The following is a 19,715-nucleotide window of genomic DNA, read 5'->3' as shown; positions in this document are numbered from 1 at the left end:
AAAAATTCAGAGGTACAAAAGTGCAGAGATATAAAAGTACAAGGGTGTAAAAGAGCTGCGGAATCAGGCGGAAATCTGGTAAGAGTCAATGCGCAGCCTGCATTGATAGTAAGTACTTACAAATCACCAAAGTAGTGCTGTAGCAACGACAGTGCCACTATCGGAGCGGTTTCAGTGCGCAACACACGCGGGCCGAGTGTGAGCGGTGTAAAGGCAGCATTTTGGGCAGCAGCAATATCAATCTCACTCAAACCGCCTTCGGGGCCAATCAGCAGCGCCACCGACGCGGGGCAATCTTGGCGATCAAACGCATTGCCGGTAGCCAAGTGCAGCATCAAGCGCAGCGGCTCTTCTCTTTCATCAAGCCACGCTTGAAGCGCCACAGGGCGGTGAATCGGCGGTACCACCGCACGGCCACTCTGCTCGCAAGCGCTGGCAGCAACCGCTTGCCAGTGCGCCAGCTTTTTAGCTTCACGATCACCCTTTAAACGTACATCACCGCGCTCGGTATACAGCGGAGTAATCGCCGCAACGCCCAGCTCGACGGCCTTCTGAATGGCGTAATCCATTCGGTCGCCTTTAGAGATCGCCTGTCCCAAATGAACGGGCAGTGGCGACTCGCCACTGCCCGACCATACTGCTTCAACGCGCGCCAGCGTCTGCTTGCGGCTTACCTCCGCCAGGCGGACACCGGCCTCAAGGCCTTCGCCGTCGAAAAGCACCAGCGGTGCGCCCTCGCTCATGCGCAGCACGCGCGTGAGGTGCCGGGCGGGGCCTTCAGGCAGCACAACGTCACTGCCTGCTACGAATGCAGCAGGCACATAAACACGCGGCATTTTGCCATGCTGGGCATACCAATCAGCGGCTTGCAGCGTTTCAGACATCGCTTAGTGGGTGCTTTCTTCGGCTTGCTTGGCTTCGCGCTGCTTACGCTGGGCGTACATCGCTTCAAAGTTAACCGGCGCCAGCATCAGCGGCGGGAAACCGCCACGGTTGACCAGGTTATCCACGCACTCACGGGCATAAGGGAACAGCAGGTTAGGACAGAAGGCGCCCAGGGTTTGATCCAACTGCGCGCCTTCAATGCCTGCGATGCGGAACAGACCTGCCTGCTGAACTTCCGCCAAAAACGACGTCGTGCCGGTTTCGTTATCGTTAACCTGCGCCGTCACCTTGACGACGACTTCATACTGATCATCGGCAATTTTAGTGCTGGTAGTATTAAGATCCAGGTTCACCTTCGGCTTGAACGCCTGCTTAAACACCGAAGGTGAGTTGGGCGCTTCAAACGAAATATCTTTTACGTAAATACGCTGCAGCGAGAATTTCAGCTGCGGTTTTTCGTCTGCTGCGGCACCAGCCTGCGGGGTATTGTTATCTTCCGCCATGGGGAAACTCCTGATTATTCATTAAATAAAAATAGCACTAATTACTTTTTGACCACCGGAAGGCCATCACCTTGCCACTGCGCCATACCGCCTTTTAACTTGTAAGCACGTTCAAAACCCGCTTTGGCGAGTTTGGCCTGTGCGGCACCAGAACTCTGGCCGTGCTTACACACCACAATGATCGGCTGGGCTTTCACTTTATCCAGTTCGTTCATGCGGCTATCGAGGTTGCTTTGCGGAATGTTGCGTGCCCCCGCGATATGCCCGGCTTTGAAGTCTTTGCTTTCACGGATATCCAGCACCACCGCGTCTTCGCGGTTGATAAGCTGAGTGGCCTCTGTGGCGGTGAGAGCATTAGTAGAGGCACTGCGCGTTTCATAAATAATCCACGCGATTAGCACCAGCAAAAATGCCCCAACCAGCAGGGGGTGGTTCTGTACGAATTCGAACACCTGATCGATCATCGCGAACACAATCTCTTGGTCTATGCAGAAAAAAGCGGCCTAACCGCTGCCAAAACGCGACAAGTATACACGTCAGATAGCTTCCCGCGCAGGCCAGGAGGCTGTCCGGCTTGGCCGATCGTCGCGAGAAGCACGGATTTTGATCCAAATTTATCGATCGATTGAGGCGAATAGCGCGCTATTTAACGAAATCGATCGACTAAAGTTGGCCAAAATACCGGGATTCGCAGTAGATCAGTGTTAAGCCGGACAGGCTCCTAAATAATGACGCCTGGCAGTTGCCTGCGTTATGATGCCCCAAGCGTGCGCCCGTCGCGACCCCCAATTATCGACTCGCTCGGTCTGCCAATCATAATGAGGCTTTTATGGATACTTCTCGCACCCCGCGCCCGGTGGCGCTGATCATTCTCGATGGCTACGGCCACAACCCTGAGAGCGACCATAATGCGGTGGCCGCTGCCCACACGCCAGCGATGGATAAACTGTGGGCGAGCCGCCCCACGGCCTTCGTGCATACCGATGGCCTTCACGTGGGCCTGCCTGAAGGGCAAATGGGCAATTCCGAAGTCGGGCATATGAACATTGGCGCCGGGCGTATCGTTTATCAGGACTTCACTCGTATCAGCAAGGCGATTGAAGACGGCGACCTGGATGTAAATGAAAACCTCACCCAGCCGATTGACGAAGCGATCGCCAACCAGCGCCCGGTGCATTTGTTGGGCTTGCTCTCCCCCGGTGGCGTCCACAGCCATGAAGACCACTTTATTGCCATGGCAGAACTAGCCGCACGCCGCGGCGCCCAGCGTATTTTTATCCACGCCTTTCTCGATGGCCGCGATATGCCACCGCAAAGCGCCTTGGCCTCGATAGAGCGTGTTAATGCCCGCCTAGCCGAGTTGGTAGGCGCTGATAACGGCTTTGTGGCTTCGATTATTGGCCGCTTCTATGCCATGGACCGTGACAACCGTTGGGAGCGCGTCGAGCAAGCGTATCGGCTGCTGACCGACGGCCACGCAGACTACTACGCCTCAAGCGCCGAAACCGCCCTACGCGATGCCTACCAGCGCGGTGAAACCGACGAATTTGTGGCCGCCAGCAGCATCCCCCTCAAAGACAACCCGATTATTTTAGAAGCTGGCGACGCCGCTATTTTTCTTAACTTCCGCTCGGATCGCGCCCGGGAATTAACCCGCGCCTTCGCCGAGCCGGATTTCAAAGACTTCGAGCGGCGCGCTTGCCCTAAACTTGCCGGTAAAGGGCTGGTGACGATGACCCAGTACGCGGCGGATATTCCTGTGCCCGCAGCGTTTCCACCGTCTGATCTAAACGACACCCTCGGCGAAGTGGTGGCCAAGCGCGGCTTAACGCAACTGCGTATTGCCGAGACCGAGAAGTACCCCCACGTTACCTTCTTCTTTTCGGGCGGTAATGAAGCCGAATATGCAGGCGAAGAGCGCATCCTGGTACCCTCGCCGCGTGATGTGCGCACCTACGACGAAAAGCCTGAAATGAGCGCGTTTGAGATTACCGACAAACTCGTCGACGCTATCGATGGCGGCAGTTTTGATCTGATTATCTGCAACTACGCCAACGGAGATATGGTCGGCCATACTGGCGACTTCGATGCAGCGAAAAAAGCCATTGAGACGGTGGATACCTGCGTAGGACGCGTGGTTGAAGCGATTGAGCGGGCAGGTGGCGCTTGCTTAATTACCGCTGACCACGGCAATGCCGAGCAAATGGTGCATCCTGAAACGGGCGCGCCGCAAACCGCCCACACGACGTTTTTAGTGCCGCTTATTTATGTCGGCGAACGCGCTGCCACACTAGAGGAAGGCAAACTATGCGATCTGGCGCCCACGCTGCTGTCGATGATGAACCAGCAACAACCCGAGGCGATGACCGGGAAACCACTGATCCATTTTAACTAATGCGCATACTGCGCTATTTAGCCTTCGCTGCCGTGCTGGCGTTTTGTTATGCGCCAGCAGGCTTCGCCCAGCAGGATGAAAGCGCAGCGCGCCAGCAGCTGGATGCGATTGGCCAGGAGATCGAATCCCTCGGCCAGCGACTCACCACAACGGGGCAGGCGCGGGATAACGCCGAACGCGAGCTGCGCGAAGTAGAAACCGAACTGACCAAAACTCACCAACGCTTAGACACCCTTCAAGCTGAACGCCGCCAGTTGAATGACGAAACCACCCAACTGCGCCAGCACCGCGATCGGTTAGAGAGCGAGCGCTCAGACCAATACGCCGCACTGGGCCAACAGCTCTCAGCGCTTTACCGCCTGGGTCCAACGCCGCAGCTCAAGCTGCTGCTTAACCAAGGCGACCCCGCCGAGCTTGATCGTATGCAGGCCTATATGAACCGGCTGACTGAAGCGCGTAATCGCCGTTTAAGCGATATAGCGCGCCTGGATACGGCCCTGGCCGACACCCAAAAAGAGTTAAGCGAACGCCAAGCGCGCCTTGATACATTGGCCGATGAGCTGGAAGAGCAGAGCTCTCTGCTTGCCCAGCGCACCACCGAGCGGCGCGGCGTGGTAGCTAATCTAGATGACCGCTACGGCAGCGAAGAGGAGCGACTGGCAGACCTTAACCAAAGCCGTGAAGAGGCCGAGCGCGTGCTGCGCAATATCCAGGCGGAAATGGCCAAACTTGCCGAACCCACGCCCACCACCCATATTGTCAGCACCCAGGGCGACCTACCCTGGCCGGTGCAGGGTTCCATCAGCAGCAATTTTCACCATCGCGACGGCGTGCATTACAACGGCATTGTCATTCAAGCCAGCGCAGGCACGCCCGTTACCACCGTTCACACCGGCCGCGTGGTATTTGCCGACTGGATGCGTGGGTTTGGCAACCTGCTCATTATCGATCACGGCGACCAGATTATGACCCTGTATGCCCATTTGCAGCAGTTCAGCGCTAGGCCTGGTCAGCAGGTCAGCCGCGGCGATGAGATTGGTCGCGTAGGCGACAGCGGCGGTCAAACGCGCGCGGCACTCTACTTTGAAGTTCGTCGTGGCGGCGAACCAATTAATCCACAGCGTTGGATTGCACGCCGCTGACGGGATAAGCTGCACAACTACCATTTGTTTCAACTGTTTCAACAACTACCGGGTGACGCGCAATGGCGCCACCTATCGCCTTGCGGAGTCTGCATGACGCTATCTGTTACCGTGGTATCGGCCCCCGCCAAGCGCCTCTTGGCTACCCTGCTGCCAATTGCTTTACTGTCGACCCCGCTGCCGCTGATCGCCCAGCCTGCGGATAGCAGCGCACTGCCATTAGAAGAGATTCAGACTTTCGCTGAGGTGTTCGAGCGCATTAAGCGTGCCTACGTTGAGGAGGTCGACGATCGCACACTGTTGCGTAACGCCATGCGCGGCATGCTTAGTGAGTTGGACCCGCACTCCGCCTATCTAGATGATGAGGAGTATCAAAGCCTGCGCGAATCTACCCAAGGTGAATTTGGCGGCATCGGTATTGAGGTGGGTATGGAAGATGGCCAACTGACGGTGATTACGCCCATTGATGACACCCCGGCCTCCCGCGCGGGACTGCTGGCTCGCGATATTATCGTGGCTATCGACGGCACCCCCACCGACAGTATGTCTCTACAAGAAGCCGTGACCATCATGCGCGGCGCCCCCGACACCGAGCTGCGCATTAGCATACTGCGTTCAGGCGAAGAAACACCGCGTGAGTTCACCCTAACCCGTGAGATTATTCGTAGCGAAAGCGTTAAATATGAGCTGCTTGAGTCGGGTTACGGCTATCTGCGCATTAGCCAATTTCAGTCGCGTACGCCCGAACAGGCTCGCGAAGCGCTGGAGCAAATGGCCCGCGAACAGCCCTTGGACGGCTTAATACTCGATTTGCGCAATAACCCCGGCGGCGTACTGCAAGCCGCCGTAGGCATTGCCGATCTATTCCTGGATGAAGGGCTAATCGTATATACCGAGGGGCGCCTTTCGGATACCGAGATGTCGTTCTCCGCCTCGCCCACTACCCCCGCTGGCGATGTGCCTCTGGTCGTGTTGATTAACGGCGGCAGTGCCTCAGCGGCGGAAATTGTCGCCGGTGCGCTGCAAGATCAACGTCGCGGCGTGATTATGGGCACCGATAGTTTTGGCAAGGGGTCAGTGCAGCAGATTATGCCGTTAGGCAATGGCGAAGGGCTCAAGCTCACCACGGCGCTCTACTACACCCCCAACGGCCGCTCGATTCAGGCCCAAGGCATTGAGCCCGATGTAGACGTTGTGCGCGGTCGTTTGGAAGTCGCCGAGAGCCACCGTGAGATTCGCGAAGCCGATCTCGAGGGCCACCTAAGCGCTCAGCAGGCGCCGCGGAACCGCCAGGAAATGGCTGAACGGCTACTCAATGATTACCAGCTCAGCGAAGCGCTTAACCTACTTAAAGCGCTTAACGTGGTCGATCGCCGGCGAGGTTAACGACAACCTGATTTAACGACAACTTAGCGGCAGGCGACCGCGCTCTCCGGTCGCCTGCCGCATCAGTACGCGCTTTAATGGTACCAGCTGATTCATACTGCTCATGCCCAGGTTGCGTACCAACGTTAGCGCTGGGTCGTGGCTACCAAACAGCACTTTAAAGCCTTTCATCAGCCCCAGCATGGCGCTGTTATCAAAACGCCGCCGACGTTCATAACGCCTTAATGTGCTCAGTTCTCCCCAGGGCGCGCCGCGCTGCCAAGCGTGAACCACTTCCTCTGCTAAAACAGCCGCATCCATCAATCCTAAATTAACCCCCTGGCCAGCCAGTGGATGGATACTATGGGCAGCATCTCCCACCAGTGCGAAGTGCGGTTGCACATAGTGGCGCGCATGGCGCTGCACGAGAGGAAAACGGTGGGCCTTATCGCAGACAGTTACCGCGCCTAAACGGTAGCCAAATGCCTCACCTAGCGCATCGCCCAATGCTTGCTGCGATAACTCGCTCAACTGTGCCGCGTGCTCGGCGGTCGTCGACCATACAATTGAGCAGTAACGATCATCGCCTTTCACCGTTAACGGCAAAAATGCTAGCGGGCGTCCGTCGATAAACGCCTGGCGCGCCGTGCCACCATGGGGTTTAGCGCATTTTACCGTCGCCACCACAGCGTCCTGCTGCATATCGTCACTGGCCACATCAATGCCCGCCATCTCGCGCAGCATTGAGTGAGCGCCATCGGCAGCCACTATTAGCGGTGCCTGGAGCTGGCGCCCATCGTCTAACACCAGCCAGTCACCGCCGACGATACGATCCGTCGCGCTCCCGGTTGCGCGCTGCAACGACTGAACACGCACGTCAAAAAATGGGGTGACGTTGGGGTAGTGCATCACCTGAGTCGTGAGTGCCGCCTGGGTGACCACATTTTCAACAATATACCCAAGTACTCCAACGCCCGCCTCATCGGCGGAAAAAGCAATCTCGCCACTCCCTTCAGCATCCCATACTTGCATCCCTCGGTAGGGCGTTACCCGAGTTTGCTGCATGTTATGCCAAGCGCCCAAATACGCCAGCAGGCGTTGCGAGACAGGGGTCAGCGCGCTGACCCGCGGTGCGGGTAGCTCACCCGTGGCATCATCTAGGCTCAACGGTGCTGGCTGCGCTTCCACAAGGGCGACCTGCATACCGGCTTGAGCAAGCAGCGCACACAGCGCGGCACCCACCATGCCTCCGCCAACAATCACCGCCTCAAAGCGTTCGACCAGCGGCTTCGCAGTAGATGAAACCATATCCATAGCACTCCTTCGTAGTAGCGTAGCGGCGTAGTGACCTAGAGATTAACGGTTTAGCGTTCCAAGCCCATGGCTCGTCGCGCAAGCCCTCGGCGCAGCGGTCCAACAAGGTTCAAACCGATTAAGCCTGCCGCGCGGGCGTGGGGCAGCAGCGGAAAAGAGAGCCCAAACAGCCGTACCAGGCCGTCGCTAAAGCGAATAACGTTAGCGCGATCTTTGGAGCGTTGTTGCTCAAAGGCCTGAAGCGTCGTCATATCGCCCAGCGGCCGCTTAGCCAGCTCCCCTTGCTCCAATGCTTCGACAAGGTCCATCACCCCGCGCAGCGCCAGGTTAAACCCCTGCCCCGCCACCGGATGCAAGGCGTGGGCGGCGTTACCCAATACCGCCAGCCCAGGGCGTACCGGCTCTTCAGCGGTAACCAGGGAAAGCGGATAGGCGTAGCGAGAACCAACCCGCGTAAAACGACCCACCCGCTCGCCAAAAGCACACTGAAGTTGGCGTAGGAAGTCACGCTCGGGAAGCGCCATGCGCGCCTTTTCACTGCCGCTGGGGTGCGTCCATATTAATTCCATCGCCTGCCCTGGCAGCGGCAGCAGTGCCATGGGCCCCTGTGAGGTAAAACGTTCGTAAGCAATACCTTGGTGGGGCTGGCTGACGCCGACATGCGCAATCAGCGCGGTTTGCTCATAAGGCTCACGGCGGCTACCAATGCCTAGCTGCTCTTTAAGCCCCGAGCGCCCCCCATCGGCGAGCACCGTTAAACCTGCGGTTAACTGGCTGCCATCAGACAGCTGCAGATAATGCCCACCCGCTACGGGTGTGAGCTGCTCAACCGTTGCCGGGCAGTGCCACTCAAGCGGCAACTCGGCAAGGCGACGGTGCAGCACTCGGCCCATCCACGCATTGGGAATCACATGCCCCAGCGCTGCAACGCCCAACTCATCAGCACTCAGCCGCGTCGCCCCTAAACGGCCACGCTCACTGATATGAATGCGCCTGATAGGCGTAGCCTCAACATGCATCGCCTCCCATACGCCCAACTGCTGGAAGTGCTGAGCGGAGCCTTCAGCAATGGCGCTGGCCCGGGCATCAAAACTGGGCTGCCAGGCGCTTTCCAGCGACTGTGCGGTTAACGGGGACGATTCGATCACCGCCACTCGCCAGCCATAGCGCTCAATCAGCGGCGCTAGGGCACAGCCTAAACTCGCACCGACTAACCCACCGCCGACAATGACAATGTCATGGGTCAGCGCTCGACCAGCCGCTTGGTTGGACTGTTGCATTGCCTTCTCCCTCGTATTAGCGCCGCACCCTAGAGGCAATTAATAATTCGTAACGTAAATTACATAAAGAAAAATGGGCAGACTAAAAGCTGGTTATTTTTTAGCCATTAGTGCTTCAATTTCAGCTACCTCCTTAGGTACATCTGCGGTCAACACGTCATACCCTTCGTTAGTCACTACAATGTTGTCTTCAATACGAATGCCGATGCCGCGATAGGCGTCTGGAATATCGTCATCGCTCGGAATATACAGACCAGGCTCGACGGTCAGCACCATGCCCGCGACCAGGGGACGAGCCGTTTGCTCGTCTAGTCGATAAGTACCCACGTCGTGTACATCGAGACCTAACCAGTGGGAGGTCGAGTGCAGGTAAAAGCGGCGGTAGCTCTCATCATCAATGCGCGCCTGAACTTCGCCTTCCAGCAGACCAAGCTCAACCAACCCGGCGGTTAAGTCGTGCACCACGCCCTGATGGATAGCGGCCAACGTGATCCCCGGCTGAACGGCGCTAACGGCGCGCTGTTGGGCGTCGAGCACGACCTGATAAAGCGCGCGCTGAGGGTCACTAAACCGCCCGGAGACCGGAAACGTACGGGTGATGTCACCGGCATACAGCTCAAACTCTGCGCCCGCGTCAATCAGTACTAAGCCGTCTTCACACAGCGGCGCGCTGTTTTCAATATAGTGCAGTACGCAGGCGTGGGCACCACTACCCACGATCGTACTGTACGCAGGTCCACTGGCCCCTTGCCAGACAAACTCATGCTCTAACTCGGCCTGCAGTTGGAACTCACTCAGTCCGGGCCGGGACACCTGCATAGCACGCTGGTGGGCGCGTGCAGATATCACTGCGGCGTGGCGCAGCAGGGCAATTTCGGCGCCACTCTTGATCAACCGCATGGCGTGAATCAACGGGCTAATATCCAACCACCCCTTCAGCGCAGGCCGCCCACGTCTCAGCCCCGCCTGAGCATCAGCCAAGGCATCTTCGGCGATACCCACTGCGTCAGTATTATCGAGCGGCAAATAGAGCAGCTCACGCCCCGCTAACAACTCGGGCAGCCGTTCATCGCGATCAGTGTTTTCAAACGCTTGATCAATGCCGTGCTCGGCCTCCACGCCAGGGGCACCCAGGCGGCGCCCTGTCCATGCCTCCAGGGTGGGGTCACGATCCTGGCAGAACACCACACTTTCGCCTTCCCCACGTCCAGGCAGTAATACCAATAGAGCATCCGGTTCACGAAGGCCGGTCAAGTAGTAAAAATCACTGTTCTGGCGGAAGGCAAATTCGCTATCCCGTGAACGCGTCATCAGCCCGGCACCGGGCAGCACCACCGCAGCGTTATCCGGCAGTTGAGCCATAAGCGCATCACGGCGCTGGCGATATTCCGCCACGCTGATCGCGGCGGGGCGAGGTAACATCTCGGGCAGCACGGTCTCTGACAACATAGGGGCTCCAGGCAACGGGATTAGTGAACGGGCGCGTCGGTTTGTTCTACTTGCGGCAACCCTGGGTGCTGCTCGGTATACAGCAGCATTGCAGCCATACGGGCGTGCTCGGTCAGCGCAAACAGATCGTTTTCGTTTTCTGGGCTATCGTCGATATCGGTGTCGATTCGGCCTAACCCTTCAAGGTCACCAATCGCTTCGCGTAACGCCTGCGACCAGCGCTCGCGTAGTTCATTGTCAGCCACCTCATCGACTACTTCGATAAAGCCCAGCGTCCACTCTTTGAGGCCCTGCGCCTGCTCGCCCAACGAAAACAGCTCATCGGGTAGCAGTGGGGTATAGTCCAGGTCGCTGGCGCTCAATGCTTCCACCGTTTGCCGCCGCCAGCCCAATAGCCGCTCAGCACTTGCCTGATCGCGTGGTTGCTCAACGCCCAAACTCTGGCAGACTTCCTCCAGCCAGTGCTCCGCGCTCACATCGCGCAGCGCCAGCAGGGCACATAAGCGACCATCTAAAAATGCGGGCGACTGCATGCTGCCGTGCAATAGAAAAACATCCGCCACGTCGGAGAAGTCCTGACGTTCATCAATCAATGACATAATATTTAATAGCCTCGTATTCACTCGTTACTGCGGGTGTGTTGAAGATAGCGTGCCATGGCGATAAAAGTGCCGCTAGACTTGCGCGTTGACCGCGCCTAAGCGCCTCTCTTATAGTAAGTGACACCTATCTTTCTATGTTGTGATGTTAACGCATTGGGGCCCTCGCTGGCCCGTGCTGGAGTCTTTGATGAGCAACGCCAAGCGCCCGACCAAAGAAATAACCCTGTTAGGACGTGGCTATGTCATTGCCTGCGACACCGGCGAAGAAGCCAAACTTGACCGCGCGTCGCGCTATCTAGACCGTGCCATGCAAGGTATCAATGCGCAAAGTAGCGTGCTCGGCAGCGAACGGGTGGCAATTATGGCGGCACTCAACATCACCCACGAGCTACTTGAAGCCATGGATGAGCAGCGTGCCGGCGAAGAGAACCTGAACCGATTAAATGATCGCCTTGAACGGGCGTTGGCCAACACACGCCAGCCCTAACGCGTTGCCTAAAAGCTCCGCGAACGTTTAACCCGATACTTTGGCATTAGCGGCTGCTCTGTTAGGATGGCGGAGTTCTCTGGGGTGTACGCCAGTCGTTATAGTCCCTCGAGCCTATGCGTAATACCCAGGGGGCCAAATGCTAGCCAGCCCCGTGTGCATGTCCGTGCGTCGGAAAGCCTGACGGTCTGGCTGCGGCCACCCACCTGAACCAGTAGGTTCAGGGCCAGAATGACAGCGGCACCTTGGAGAACACCTTTCTATCATCCAGTACGCCATTTAAGTACGCATGAAGGGAAGACGTATGGGGGAAACAGCACTTATGAATAACCTCCATCATGATACTGCCCCACACAGCAGTGATAAGCGTACCCTTCGCCGCTTTTTACGTCACCAGCGCAAAGCCCTTTCTCAACAGCAGCAGCAGCTCGCTGCACAACGATTGTGTGATCAGCTAAAAACCCTGCCTGAAATTCGTCGCGCGCGGCGCATAAGTCTATATCTGCCCGTCAACGGGGAAATCGATCCAACCCCGCTAATTGCTTGGCTGCGCCAGCGTAATGTCGAGATTTATTTACCCGTTTTACAACCATTTAGCGCCAACCGCCTATGGTTTGTCGCCTACCGCCCCAATACCCCAATGGTGCTAAACCGCTTTGGTATTTACGAGCCCGACTTACGCTTTAGCGCTCAACGACACAATCGGCTGCCCACCTGGGCGTTAGATACGCTGATTGTGCCGTTAGTAGGGTTTGATGCTAATGCTAATCGTATGGGCATGGGCGGTGGCTTTTATGACCGTAGCCTGGCGTTCATGCACCGTCCTGGCCCATCACCGGCGCTGATTGGCGTCGCCCACGCTTGCCAGCAGGTAGCCTCTCTGCCTGTTGAGCCTTGGGATGTGCCCTTACAGGCGGTGGTGAGCGACCACGGCTGTGTGCGCCGCCAATAAGCCGCCCATAAAAAAGGCTGAACCCCTAAAGGATCAGCCTTCCTCATCTAATATTTGTCGCCCAGGTTAACAGCGTTATCGCAGCTCGCTGTAGGAATTAACTTCCCGACAACGCCTGCGCATAACCGGTGGCAAGCACCCCTAATGCAAACACCACCATCAACGCCATCACCATATCAGGCTTCTTACGCCGCATGCCGCTTCTCCAACACCTTGCCGTGACCAAATGTGTTAAACCTGCCAGTCGTGCTGGCTTAAAACGAATGGCAGATCTGCTTAATTTCGCTGACGACTATAGGGCTATAAGGGCACTGCTTACAACTGCTCAGGCAACATTTTCTCACTCTTTTAAAACTTTTTAGTAACGGTACGTTACTAGCCGCGCTAGCGCTCAAGGTAAGCAAGCACTTACATACAGTATAGAATGATTAAGCCATGAAGAGTCGGTACGCAGGATTATCGCTCTCACGCCAGTAGCGATAACCAATAGCGTCTAAATACTCAGCCACATGGGTGCGGTCACCGTTAGGCACTTGCATACCCACCAGCACTCGGCCATAGGCGGCACCGTGGTTACGATAGTGAAACAGCGAAATGTTCCAGTCGTGTGGCAGTTGGGTCAAAAAGTTCATCAACGCGCCTGGGCGTTCGGGGAACTCAAAGCGATACACCTCCTCTTCGAAGCGCTCGCTGGGGCGTCCGCCGCTCAAATGGCGAATATGCAGCTTCGCCAACTCGTTGTCGGTGAGATCTTCCACTTGGTAGCCGCCTTCACGCAGCTTGTCGATGACTGCCTGGCGGTCTTCGCCACCGGGCTTCACCTGAATACCTACATAAATATGCGCTTCATGGCTATCGGCATAGCGATAGCTAAATTCGGTCACCATGCGCTTGCCTAAGGTGCGGCAGAACTTTTTAAAACTTCCCGGTTTTTCCGCAATTGTGACCGCCAGGATTGCCTCACGCTGCTCGCCAAGCTCGGTGCGTTCGGCAATGTGCTGTAGGCGATCAAAATTAGTGTTCGCCCCAGAATTAATGCACAACAGCGTTTCACCTTCAGCCCCGGTCTGCTGAATATATTTTTTTAGCCCCGCCAGCGATAGCGCGCCGGAGGTTTCCGCCACTGCGCGGGTATCCTCGAAAATATCTTTCACCGCTGCGCACATCTCATCGGTATTGACGGTAATAACGTCATCAATCAGGTCTTTCACCAACGAAAATGGCACCTCGCCAATTTGCGCCACCGCGACGCCTTCAGCAAATACACCCACTTGGTCAAGTACCACACGCTCTCCCGCCGCTAAGGCGGCTTTAAGGCAAGCGCTGTCTTCGGCTTCGACGCCAATGACTTTGATATCCGGGCGCAAATACTTAACGTACGCAGCCACCCCTGCAATTAAGCCCCCGCCACCAACCGGTACGAAGATGGCGTCTAAGCGCCCAGCGTGTTGGCGTAAAATCTCTACCCCGATAGTGCCTTGGCCTGCGACCACATCGATATCGTCAAACGGTGGAATATAGGTGTAGCCGTGCTCTTTGATCAGCTCTTGAGCATGCTCAGCGGCAGCGGCGAAGGCATCACCTTTCAGAATAACCTTGGCCCCCCGAGCGCGCACCGCCTGCACTTTGATCTCCGGTGTGATACGCGGCATCACGATGACCGCTTTAACACCCATTAACTTGGCGGCCATCGCCAGCCCTTGAGCGTGGTTACCGGCGGAAGCGGCAATTACGCCTTTGTCTTTTTGCGCTTGGGTGAGCTGTGCCATTTTGTTATAGGCACCGCGAATTTTGAACGAAAACACCGGCTGCAGATCTTCGCGCTTAATTAAAATTTGGTTTTTGAAACGACGCGACAAAAAGGGTGCAGGGGAAATAGGGGTCTCACAAGCGGCTTCATAAACGCGGGCCTGGAGGATCTTTTTGACGGTTGCTTCTAGCATGCGGGTATCCCAAGGGAAGAACGTGAACGAAAAAGCCTTTATTGGTAGCAGATTACGCCTAGCGGCGTCTAGCGATGCTGCCTCGGCAGGCAACGTTTAGACCGCTATACTAGCGCCACCCACTCTTTTCTGACTCACACTAGACTAACTCACTAGGTTGACTATTTATGAACCAGGATGAAATGAAGGCCGCCGTGGCGGATGCAGCCATTGCAGAAATTAAACATACGCTGGAAAAGGATACCATCTTAGGGATTGGCACCGGCTCTACGGCCAATCTGTTTATCGATCGCTTAGGCCCACTGCGCCACCTCTTTAAAGGTGCAGTGGCTAGCTCCGAAGCAAGCGCCAAACGCCTTGAGACATTAGGTATTGAGGTGTTTGAGCTCAATAGCGTTGGCACAGTACCCTTTTACATAGACGGCGCAGACGAAGTAAATGCTCACTTACATATGATTAAAGGTGGTGGTGCTGCGCTTACCCGCGAAAAAATTGTGGCTGCCTGTGCCAAGCGCTTCATCTGCATCGCGGATGGCTCAAAGTATGTACCCCAGTTAGGCAACTTTCCGCTACCCGTTGAAGTCATCCCCATGGCACGCTCCTATGTCGCCCGCGAGCTTGTCGCGCTTGGCGCCGAGCCGGTTTATCGCCAGGGGGTAGTCACCGACAATGGTAACCAAATTATCGACTGCTATGAATTTATGATCGCAGACCCGGTAGCCATGGAAGCGCGCATCAACGCTATCGTAGGTGTTGTGACCAATGGCCTGTTTGCCGCCCGCGGCGCGGATGTTCTGCTGCTAGGCAAAGAAGGTGGCGTAGAAAGAATCGCGCTTAAATAACGCTGCTACGTTACCGGGGCAGCAGGGCCTCCAGCCCAGTCAGGGTGCGAGCCAGGGCACCTTTTTGTGACTCAATCGCCGCACGCCCTGCTTGCCCTGCCTGGCGGGCGTGCTCTGGGGCGGCAAAGTAGCCCGCCAAGGCTTCTGCTAACGCTTCGGCGTTATCGACCACTGTTAGCGCGCCCGCAGCTAACAGTGGTTCGGCCACATCAGCAAAGTTCTCAATCGAGGGGCCACTCAGCACCGGGCGGCCCAAAGCCGCCGGCTCAAGCACGTTGTGCCCGCCCAGCGACACTAAACTGCCCCCGACAAAGGCCACACGGCCCGCTGTATAAAGCATCGCCAGTTCACCCAGCGTATCCCCCAGGTAAACCTGGGTTTGCTGTGTGGCGAGCTGCTGCTGGCTGCGGCGACTTAATATCCACCCCTCTGTTTGGCAAAGCTTAGCCACCTCATCAAAGCGCTGGGGGTGGCGGGGCACCAGCACTAGCAGCGCACCAGGGTAGCGTTGCAACAGCTGGCGATGGGCCTTAAGCAGCAGCACTTCTTCGCCTTCTCGAGTGGAGCCCGCCACCCAAACTGGACGCTCGCCCCACTCTATAAGTAAGTACTCACCCTCTTTTATCGCCTTACACGGCGTGACTAATTCAAATTTTAACGAGCCGACTATATGGGTGATATTCGAACTGCAGCCGAGGGCATTAAAGCGTTCGGCGTCTGCCGATGATTTGGCGGCTAGCCAGCTAATCTCGGCGAGCATGCTGGCCATTAGCGGGCGCAGCCGTTGGTAACGCTTGAATGCCCGAGGCGATAAGCGCCCATTAACCACCGCCACGGGTACCCCTCGCTGGCGACAAGCATGGATCAAGTTGGGCCACAGCTCGGTTTCAAATAGGATCGCGAGTTCGGGTTTAACACGGCGCACAAAGCGTTTAGCAGCACCAGGAAAGTCCAACGGTAAGAAGCCATGGGCAAGCCTTGCTTGATAGGCTGGGGTTTGCTCACTAATCAGCGCTTGAGCCTGCCCGGCACCACTGGCGGTCATGGTAGTGAGCAGTAGACCATGGGCTGGGTAACGCGCTAATAGCCCCTCAATCAGCGGCCGTGCAGCGCGCACTTCCCCCACAGAGGCGCAATGCAACCAAATGCGCGGCGCAGGCGGCAGCGGTTTAAGGCGTAATCCCAGCCGCTGCAGGCGTGAGTAAGTGGGCACTTGCTCACGCCAGATGCGCCAGCCAATCAACGGTGCAAGTGCATACAGCGCCGCTGAGTAAGCAAGCCGAGGCCAAGCAGGTAAAGCCATTAGCGCTCGCGATCAATAATAGAACTAATCATCGCCGAGGTAGACACGCCGTCCTCAAAGCCCAGTACCTTCACCTCACCACCATTGGCAATCACCGCTACACCACCGGCGATATCTTCTGGGCGATAGTCGCCGCCTTTGACTAAAATATCCGGCAGTACCGCTTCGATCAGCGTCTGGGGAGTGTCGTCACTAAACGGCACAACCCAATCGACAGCCCCTAACCCCGCCAACACCTGCATCCGCCGGTTAAGCGGATTAATCGGACGTTTGGGCCCTTTCAGGCGACCAATAGAGGCGTCGTCGTTAACCGCGACGATTAAACGGTCACCCAGACGTTTAGCCTGCTCCAGGTAGGCGACGTGGCCCGCATGCAAAATATCAAAGCAGCCGTTGGTCATGACCACCCGCTCACCGCGTAGCTGGGCAGCACGCACCGCCTCGATCAATACATTCGGTTCAATCACCCCAAACTCGGCCAGCTTATCGCCGTGTAAGGCAGTGTAGAGCTCGGCGATAGAGAGCGTGGCCGTGCCCGGTTTGGCCACTACCAGCCCTGCCCCCAAATTAGCCAGCATCATTGCTTCGGGAAAGGCGTGGCCTGCCGCTAGCGCTAGCCCCATTAAGCCAATAACGGTATCGCCTGCCCCTGTTACATCAAAAACTTCCTGAGCGCGAGTAGGTAGGTGTAGCGGCGCATGCCCTTCACGAATCAGCGTCATGCCCTTTTCGCTGCGAGTAATCAGCAACGCTTCCAGCTCCAACTCAGCACGTAGCGCTTCACCCCGGCGGGATAACTCAGCATCGGTCGCACAATGACCAACCACGGCTTCAAATTCGGTCAAATTGGGAGTGATTAAACTTGCCCCACGGTATTTGCTGAAATCCTGCCCTTTCGGATCGATTAGCACGCGCTTGCCCTGAGCTCTTGCGTTGGCTATCAGGTTCTCTACTTGGTTCAGCGTGCCTTTGCCGTAGTCGGAAAGGATCACTACGTCGCAGTCGGGGAGCGCCTTTTCTACCTGAGTCACCAGCACATTGGTATCGACACTGTCCAAGCGCTGCTCGAAATCCAGGCGCAGCAACTGCTGGTTACGACTCATCACACGCAGCTTGGTAATCGTGGGTATCTCAGCACTGCGCTGAAAGTAAGTACTCACACCAGAGGCAGTCAAACTGGCTTGTAGAATCTGCGCGTTGTCATCGTCTCCGATCACGCCCGCCAGCACCGCGTGGCCGCCCAGGGAGGTAATGTTCAGCGCCACATTAGCCGCTCCGCCCGGGCGGTCTTCAACATCTTCTACCCGAACTACTGGCACAGGCGCTTCGGGGGAAATCCGCGAGGTACCTCCATGCCAATAGCGGTCAAGCATGACATCGCCGACCACAAGTACACGGGCATGTTCTAACGCGGTTAAATCAATCTTCATCGGTGCTCCCTGCGCTGGCAGTCAAAGCGGTATGCGCCAGCAATGTATCCAGTTTAGCGATAACGTCGTCTGCTTTAATCAGCATCATGGCGCTTGGGTGACGCACCCGTTGGCCCCAGCTCACCTCGTCTACCGACTTATGCAGATAAGTACGTACCGCGTCTGGGTAAGCGTTGACCGCAAAATCGCGCCACAGATAGGGTGCGGCACGCTGGGGATTGGTCGATGCATAAAGACCCAATGCCGGCGTTCCCATGGCATTGGCCATATGGATAGGGCCGGTATCCGGCGCTATCACCGCTTGGGCTTGATCGATCAGCGCTAAAACCCCTTTCAATGAGGTGCCGCCGATGGCGTTAATGACACTGGCTGGCTGACAGAGTGCTTCAATTTGCTCGCCTATTTCACGCTCCAGAGCACTGCCGCCACCGGTCAATACGCTTTTAAGACCGTGCTGCACCCAAGCGTGTTCAATCACGCTCGCGTAGCCCTCTACCGACCAGTTGCGAAAATTACGCAGGCGAACGTTGCTACACGGGTTAATGACGAGGTAAGGGGTCTCACCGCTGATCACCTGAGCCTCATTACGTGCCGTATCGGGCACAGGTAAATCCCACGCTAAGCGGTCATCCTCTACCCCGAGCACCCGGGCGAAGTCCATAAAGGACTCCAACACATGGGCATTGGGGTGCGGCGCAAGCTGATGCTGGGTAAACCAGTGCTGAGCATCTTTGGCACGCGCCTTGTCATAGCCCACGCGTACGTCGGCCTTCAGCCCAAGCGACAGCACGCTGGCCCGAATGGCCTGCTGCATATGTAGCAACACATCGAAGCGCGTATCGGCAAGCTGCCGCCATAACGCGCGCATTCCGGCAATACCTGTCGACTTGTCGTAAACAACGAACTCGACCCCGGAAAGCCCCGCCAGTAGACTGTGCTCCCCCTTACCGATAATCCAGGTAATGCGCGCATCGGGCCACTGGCGCTGCAACGCCCGCACCGTGGGCACGAGATTGCACACATCTCCTAGGGCGGAGAGGCGCAAAATGGCAATGTGGTTAGGCTGAACAGGCAGAGAGGGCTTCATGCGCTTAGCGGCACTCCGGCAGAGAAATTGGCTGATTTTACATGATGTAGACAGTTTATGTGACGGGCCGGGAACACACCAAATTGATCCAGACTTATTCACGCGCGATTACTGGCGTGAGCGCGGATTAATTGTGGGCGAAGCACCAGGCCGGGGCAGCAGTCTGTTTTTACAGGCAACGCCGACCGAGCAGTGGGTATTAAGGCCCTATTGCCGGGGGGGCATGGCGGCCAAACTCAGTGAGAAACGCTACCTATGGACTGGCGCTGAGCGCACCCGGGCATTTCGTGAACTGCGCTTAACCGCCACGCTTTTTGGGCAAGGGCTGCCGGTACCTCGCCCCGTAGCAAGCTGTGTTACTCGCTATGGGCTTACGTATGAAGCCGCGTTGATTACCGTGCGCATTGCTGGTGCCAAAGCATTCGCTGAGCTACTCGTCAACGATCTTGTGGATGAAGCGTTGTTAAAGCGTGTAGGTGCCATGATTTACCGCTTTCATCAAGCGGGGCTTGACCATGTTGACCTTAATGCCCGCAATATTTTGATCGACCCCTGGGGCGCACCTTGGTTGATTGATTTTGATCGCTGCCGCCTGCGTGCGGCAGGAAAGTGGCAGGCAGGTAACCTGGACAGGCTGGAGCGCTCCATCAAGAAGTTCACCGAAGCACCGCTTATGCCAACTATTTATCATGGATATCGCAGCTAATATAGAGACTTGCTAGGCCACACTTTCGTC

18 protein-coding genes and 1 other RNA gene are annotated in these 19,715 nt (G+C 56.7%); 8 read left to right on the top strand and 11 right to left on the bottom strand.

The genetic code is table 11. The features are described from left to right. Positions 1-116: 116 nt before the first annotated feature. Genes ACQE2I_RS00175 through ACQE2I_RS00165 form a run of 3 tightly spaced genes read right to left on the bottom strand, consistent with a single transcriptional unit; the run spans position 117 to position 1,852 of the window. A complete protein-coding gene (locus tag ACQE2I_RS00175) occupies positions 117-884 on the bottom strand; it encodes a 16S rRNA (uracil(1498)-N(3))-methyltransferase (RefSeq protein WP_427029505.1) in 768 nt (255 codons plus the stop codon). 3 nt (positions 885-887) lie between these two features. Continuing rightward, positions 888-1,388: a protein-export chaperone SecB gene (secB, locus tag ACQE2I_RS00170; RefSeq protein ID WP_427029504.1), complete on the bottom strand. Its 501-nt coding sequence runs from the start codon at positions 1,386-1,388 to the stop codon at positions 888-890. Between the two features lie 41 nt (positions 1,389-1,429). Continuing rightward, positions 1,430-1,852 carry a rhodanese-like domain-containing protein gene (locus tag ACQE2I_RS00165; protein WP_427029503.1) on the bottom strand — a complete coding sequence of 141 codons (423 nt, stop codon included), beginning with the start codon at positions 1,850-1,852 and terminating at the stop codon, positions 1,430-1,432. Between the two features lie 365 nt (positions 1,853-2,217). Here ACQE2I_RS00165 and gpmI point away from each other — a divergent pair, with 365 nt between their 5' ends. The 3 genes from gpmI to ACQE2I_RS00150 all read left to right on the top strand — a co-directional run bounded on the left by gpmI (position 2,218) and on the right by ACQE2I_RS00150 (position 6,311). Continuing rightward, positions 2,218-3,783 carry a 2,3-bisphosphoglycerate-independent phosphoglycerate mutase gene (gene gpmI, locus ACQE2I_RS00160; RefSeq protein WP_427029501.1) on the top strand — a complete coding sequence of 522 codons (1,566 nt, stop codon included), beginning with the start codon at positions 2,218-2,220 and terminating at the stop codon, positions 3,781-3,783. Then, positions 3,783-4,925 (top strand): murein hydrolase activator EnvC family protein, encoded by a 1,143-nt coding sequence (locus ACQE2I_RS00155; protein ID WP_427029500.1) that lies wholly within the window; start codon positions 3,783-3,785, stop codon positions 4,923-4,925. Before gpmI ends, ACQE2I_RS00155 begins: the two co-directional genes overlap by 1 nt. A gap of 93 nt (positions 4,926-5,018) precedes the next feature. Next, a complete protein-coding gene (locus tag ACQE2I_RS00150; protein WP_427029499.1) occupies positions 5,019-6,311 on the top strand; it encodes a S41 family peptidase in 1,293 nt (430 codons plus the stop codon). Between the two features lie 12 nt (positions 6,312-6,323). Here ACQE2I_RS00150 and ACQE2I_RS00145 read toward each other — a convergent pair whose 3' ends face one another. The 4 genes from ACQE2I_RS00145 to ACQE2I_RS00130 form a co-directional block, all read right to left on the bottom strand. Next, positions 6,324-7,604, bottom strand: coding sequence for a UbiH/UbiF/VisC/COQ6 family ubiquinone biosynthesis hydroxylase (locus ACQE2I_RS00145; RefSeq protein WP_427029498.1), 1,281 nt, complete (start codon positions 7,602-7,604; stop codon positions 6,324-6,326). Positions 7,605-7,654: 50 nt separating this feature from the next. After that, positions 7,655-8,884, bottom strand: coding sequence for a 2-octaprenyl-6-methoxyphenyl hydroxylase (ubiH, locus tag ACQE2I_RS00140; RefSeq protein WP_427029497.1), 1,230 nt, complete (start codon positions 8,882-8,884; stop codon positions 7,655-7,657). A gap of 93 nt (positions 8,885-8,977) precedes the next feature. Then, positions 8,978-10,318, bottom strand: a complete 1,341-nt coding sequence (gene pepP / locus ACQE2I_RS00135; RefSeq protein WP_427031361.1) for a Xaa-Pro aminopeptidase — start codon at positions 10,316-10,318, stop codon at positions 8,978-8,980. 35 nt (positions 10,319-10,353) lie between these two features. Further along, positions 10,354-10,932, bottom strand: a complete 579-nt coding sequence (locus ACQE2I_RS00130; protein ID WP_427029496.1) for a UPF0149 family protein — start codon at positions 10,930-10,932, stop codon at positions 10,354-10,356. Positions 10,933-11,122: 190 nt separating this feature from the next. Here ACQE2I_RS00130 and ACQE2I_RS00125 point away from each other — a divergent pair, with 190 nt between their 5' ends. From ACQE2I_RS00125 to ACQE2I_RS00115, 3 genes are all read left to right on the top strand, one after another. Next, positions 11,123-11,422 (top strand): cell division protein ZapA, encoded by a 300-nt coding sequence (locus tag ACQE2I_RS00125; RefSeq protein ID WP_427029495.1) that lies wholly within the window; start codon positions 11,123-11,125, stop codon positions 11,420-11,422. A 73-nt stretch (positions 11,423-11,495) separates the two neighbouring features. Next, a non-coding RNA gene (gene ssrS, locus ACQE2I_RS00120) (6S RNA) lies at positions 11,496-11,678 on the top strand. A 66-nt stretch (positions 11,679-11,744) separates the two neighbouring features. After that, positions 11,745-12,374 carry a 5-formyltetrahydrofolate cyclo-ligase gene (locus ACQE2I_RS00115; RefSeq protein ID WP_427029494.1) on the top strand — a complete coding sequence of 210 codons (630 nt, stop codon included), beginning with the start codon at positions 11,745-11,747 and terminating at the stop codon, positions 12,372-12,374. 428 nt (positions 12,375-12,802) lie between these two features. On the opposite strand, the gene ilvA is transcribed toward ACQE2I_RS00115, so the two are convergent. Next, on the bottom strand, positions 12,803-14,317 hold the full coding sequence (gene ilvA / locus ACQE2I_RS00110; RefSeq protein WP_427029493.1) for a threonine ammonia-lyase, biosynthetic: 1,515 nt from the start codon (positions 14,315-14,317) through the stop codon (positions 12,803-12,805). 167 nt (positions 14,318-14,484) lie between these two features. On the opposite strand from ilvA, the gene rpiA reads away from it, so the two are divergent. After that, the gene (rpiA, locus tag ACQE2I_RS00105) at positions 14,485-15,159 is read left to right on the top strand and encodes a ribose-5-phosphate isomerase RpiA (RefSeq protein ID WP_427029492.1); all 675 of its coding nucleotides are present in this window, start codon (positions 14,485-14,487) and stop codon (positions 15,157-15,159) included. Between the two features lie 10 nt (positions 15,160-15,169). Here rpiA and waaA read toward each other — a convergent pair whose 3' ends face one another. The 3 genes from waaA to ACQE2I_RS00090 are packed head-to-tail and all read right to left on the bottom strand — an operon-like array spanning position 15,170 to position 18,979. Next, a complete protein-coding gene (gene waaA, locus ACQE2I_RS00100) occupies positions 15,170-16,462 on the bottom strand; it encodes a lipid IV(A) 3-deoxy-D-manno-octulosonic acid transferase (protein WP_427029491.1) in 1,293 nt (430 codons plus the stop codon). Beyond that, the gene (hldE, locus tag ACQE2I_RS00095; RefSeq protein ID WP_427029490.1) at positions 16,462-17,892 is read right to left on the bottom strand and encodes a bifunctional D-glycero-beta-D-manno-heptose-7-phosphate kinase/D-glycero-beta-D-manno-heptose 1-phosphate adenylyltransferase HldE; all 1,431 of its coding nucleotides are present in this window, start codon (positions 17,890-17,892) and stop codon (positions 16,462-16,464) included. The genes waaA and hldE overlap by 1 nt, the downstream gene beginning before the upstream one ends. Continuing rightward, positions 17,882-18,979 (bottom strand): glycosyltransferase family 9 protein, encoded by a 1,098-nt coding sequence (locus tag ACQE2I_RS00090; RefSeq protein ID WP_053856930.1) that lies wholly within the window; start codon positions 18,977-18,979, stop codon positions 17,882-17,884. Before ACQE2I_RS00090 ends, hldE begins: the two co-directional genes overlap by 11 nt. Here ACQE2I_RS00090 and ACQE2I_RS00085 point away from each other — a divergent pair. Then, positions 18,978-19,685 (top strand): 3-deoxy-D-manno-octulosonic acid kinase, encoded by a 708-nt coding sequence (locus ACQE2I_RS00085; RefSeq protein ID WP_427029489.1) that lies wholly within the window; start codon positions 18,978-18,980, stop codon positions 19,683-19,685. The two genes, ACQE2I_RS00090 and ACQE2I_RS00085, sit on opposite strands and share 2 nt — an antisense overlap. Positions 19,686-19,715: the final 30 nt, after the last annotated feature.

The organism is Halomonas sp. H2 (genome assembly GCF_050215315.1).
In the GTDB taxonomy this organism is placed as follows: Bacteria; Pseudomonadota; Gammaproteobacteria; order Pseudomonadales; family Halomonadaceae; genus Vreelandella.
Note: the sequence above shows the minus strand (reverse complement) of the source record. Positions and strands in the feature narration are given on the sequence as shown.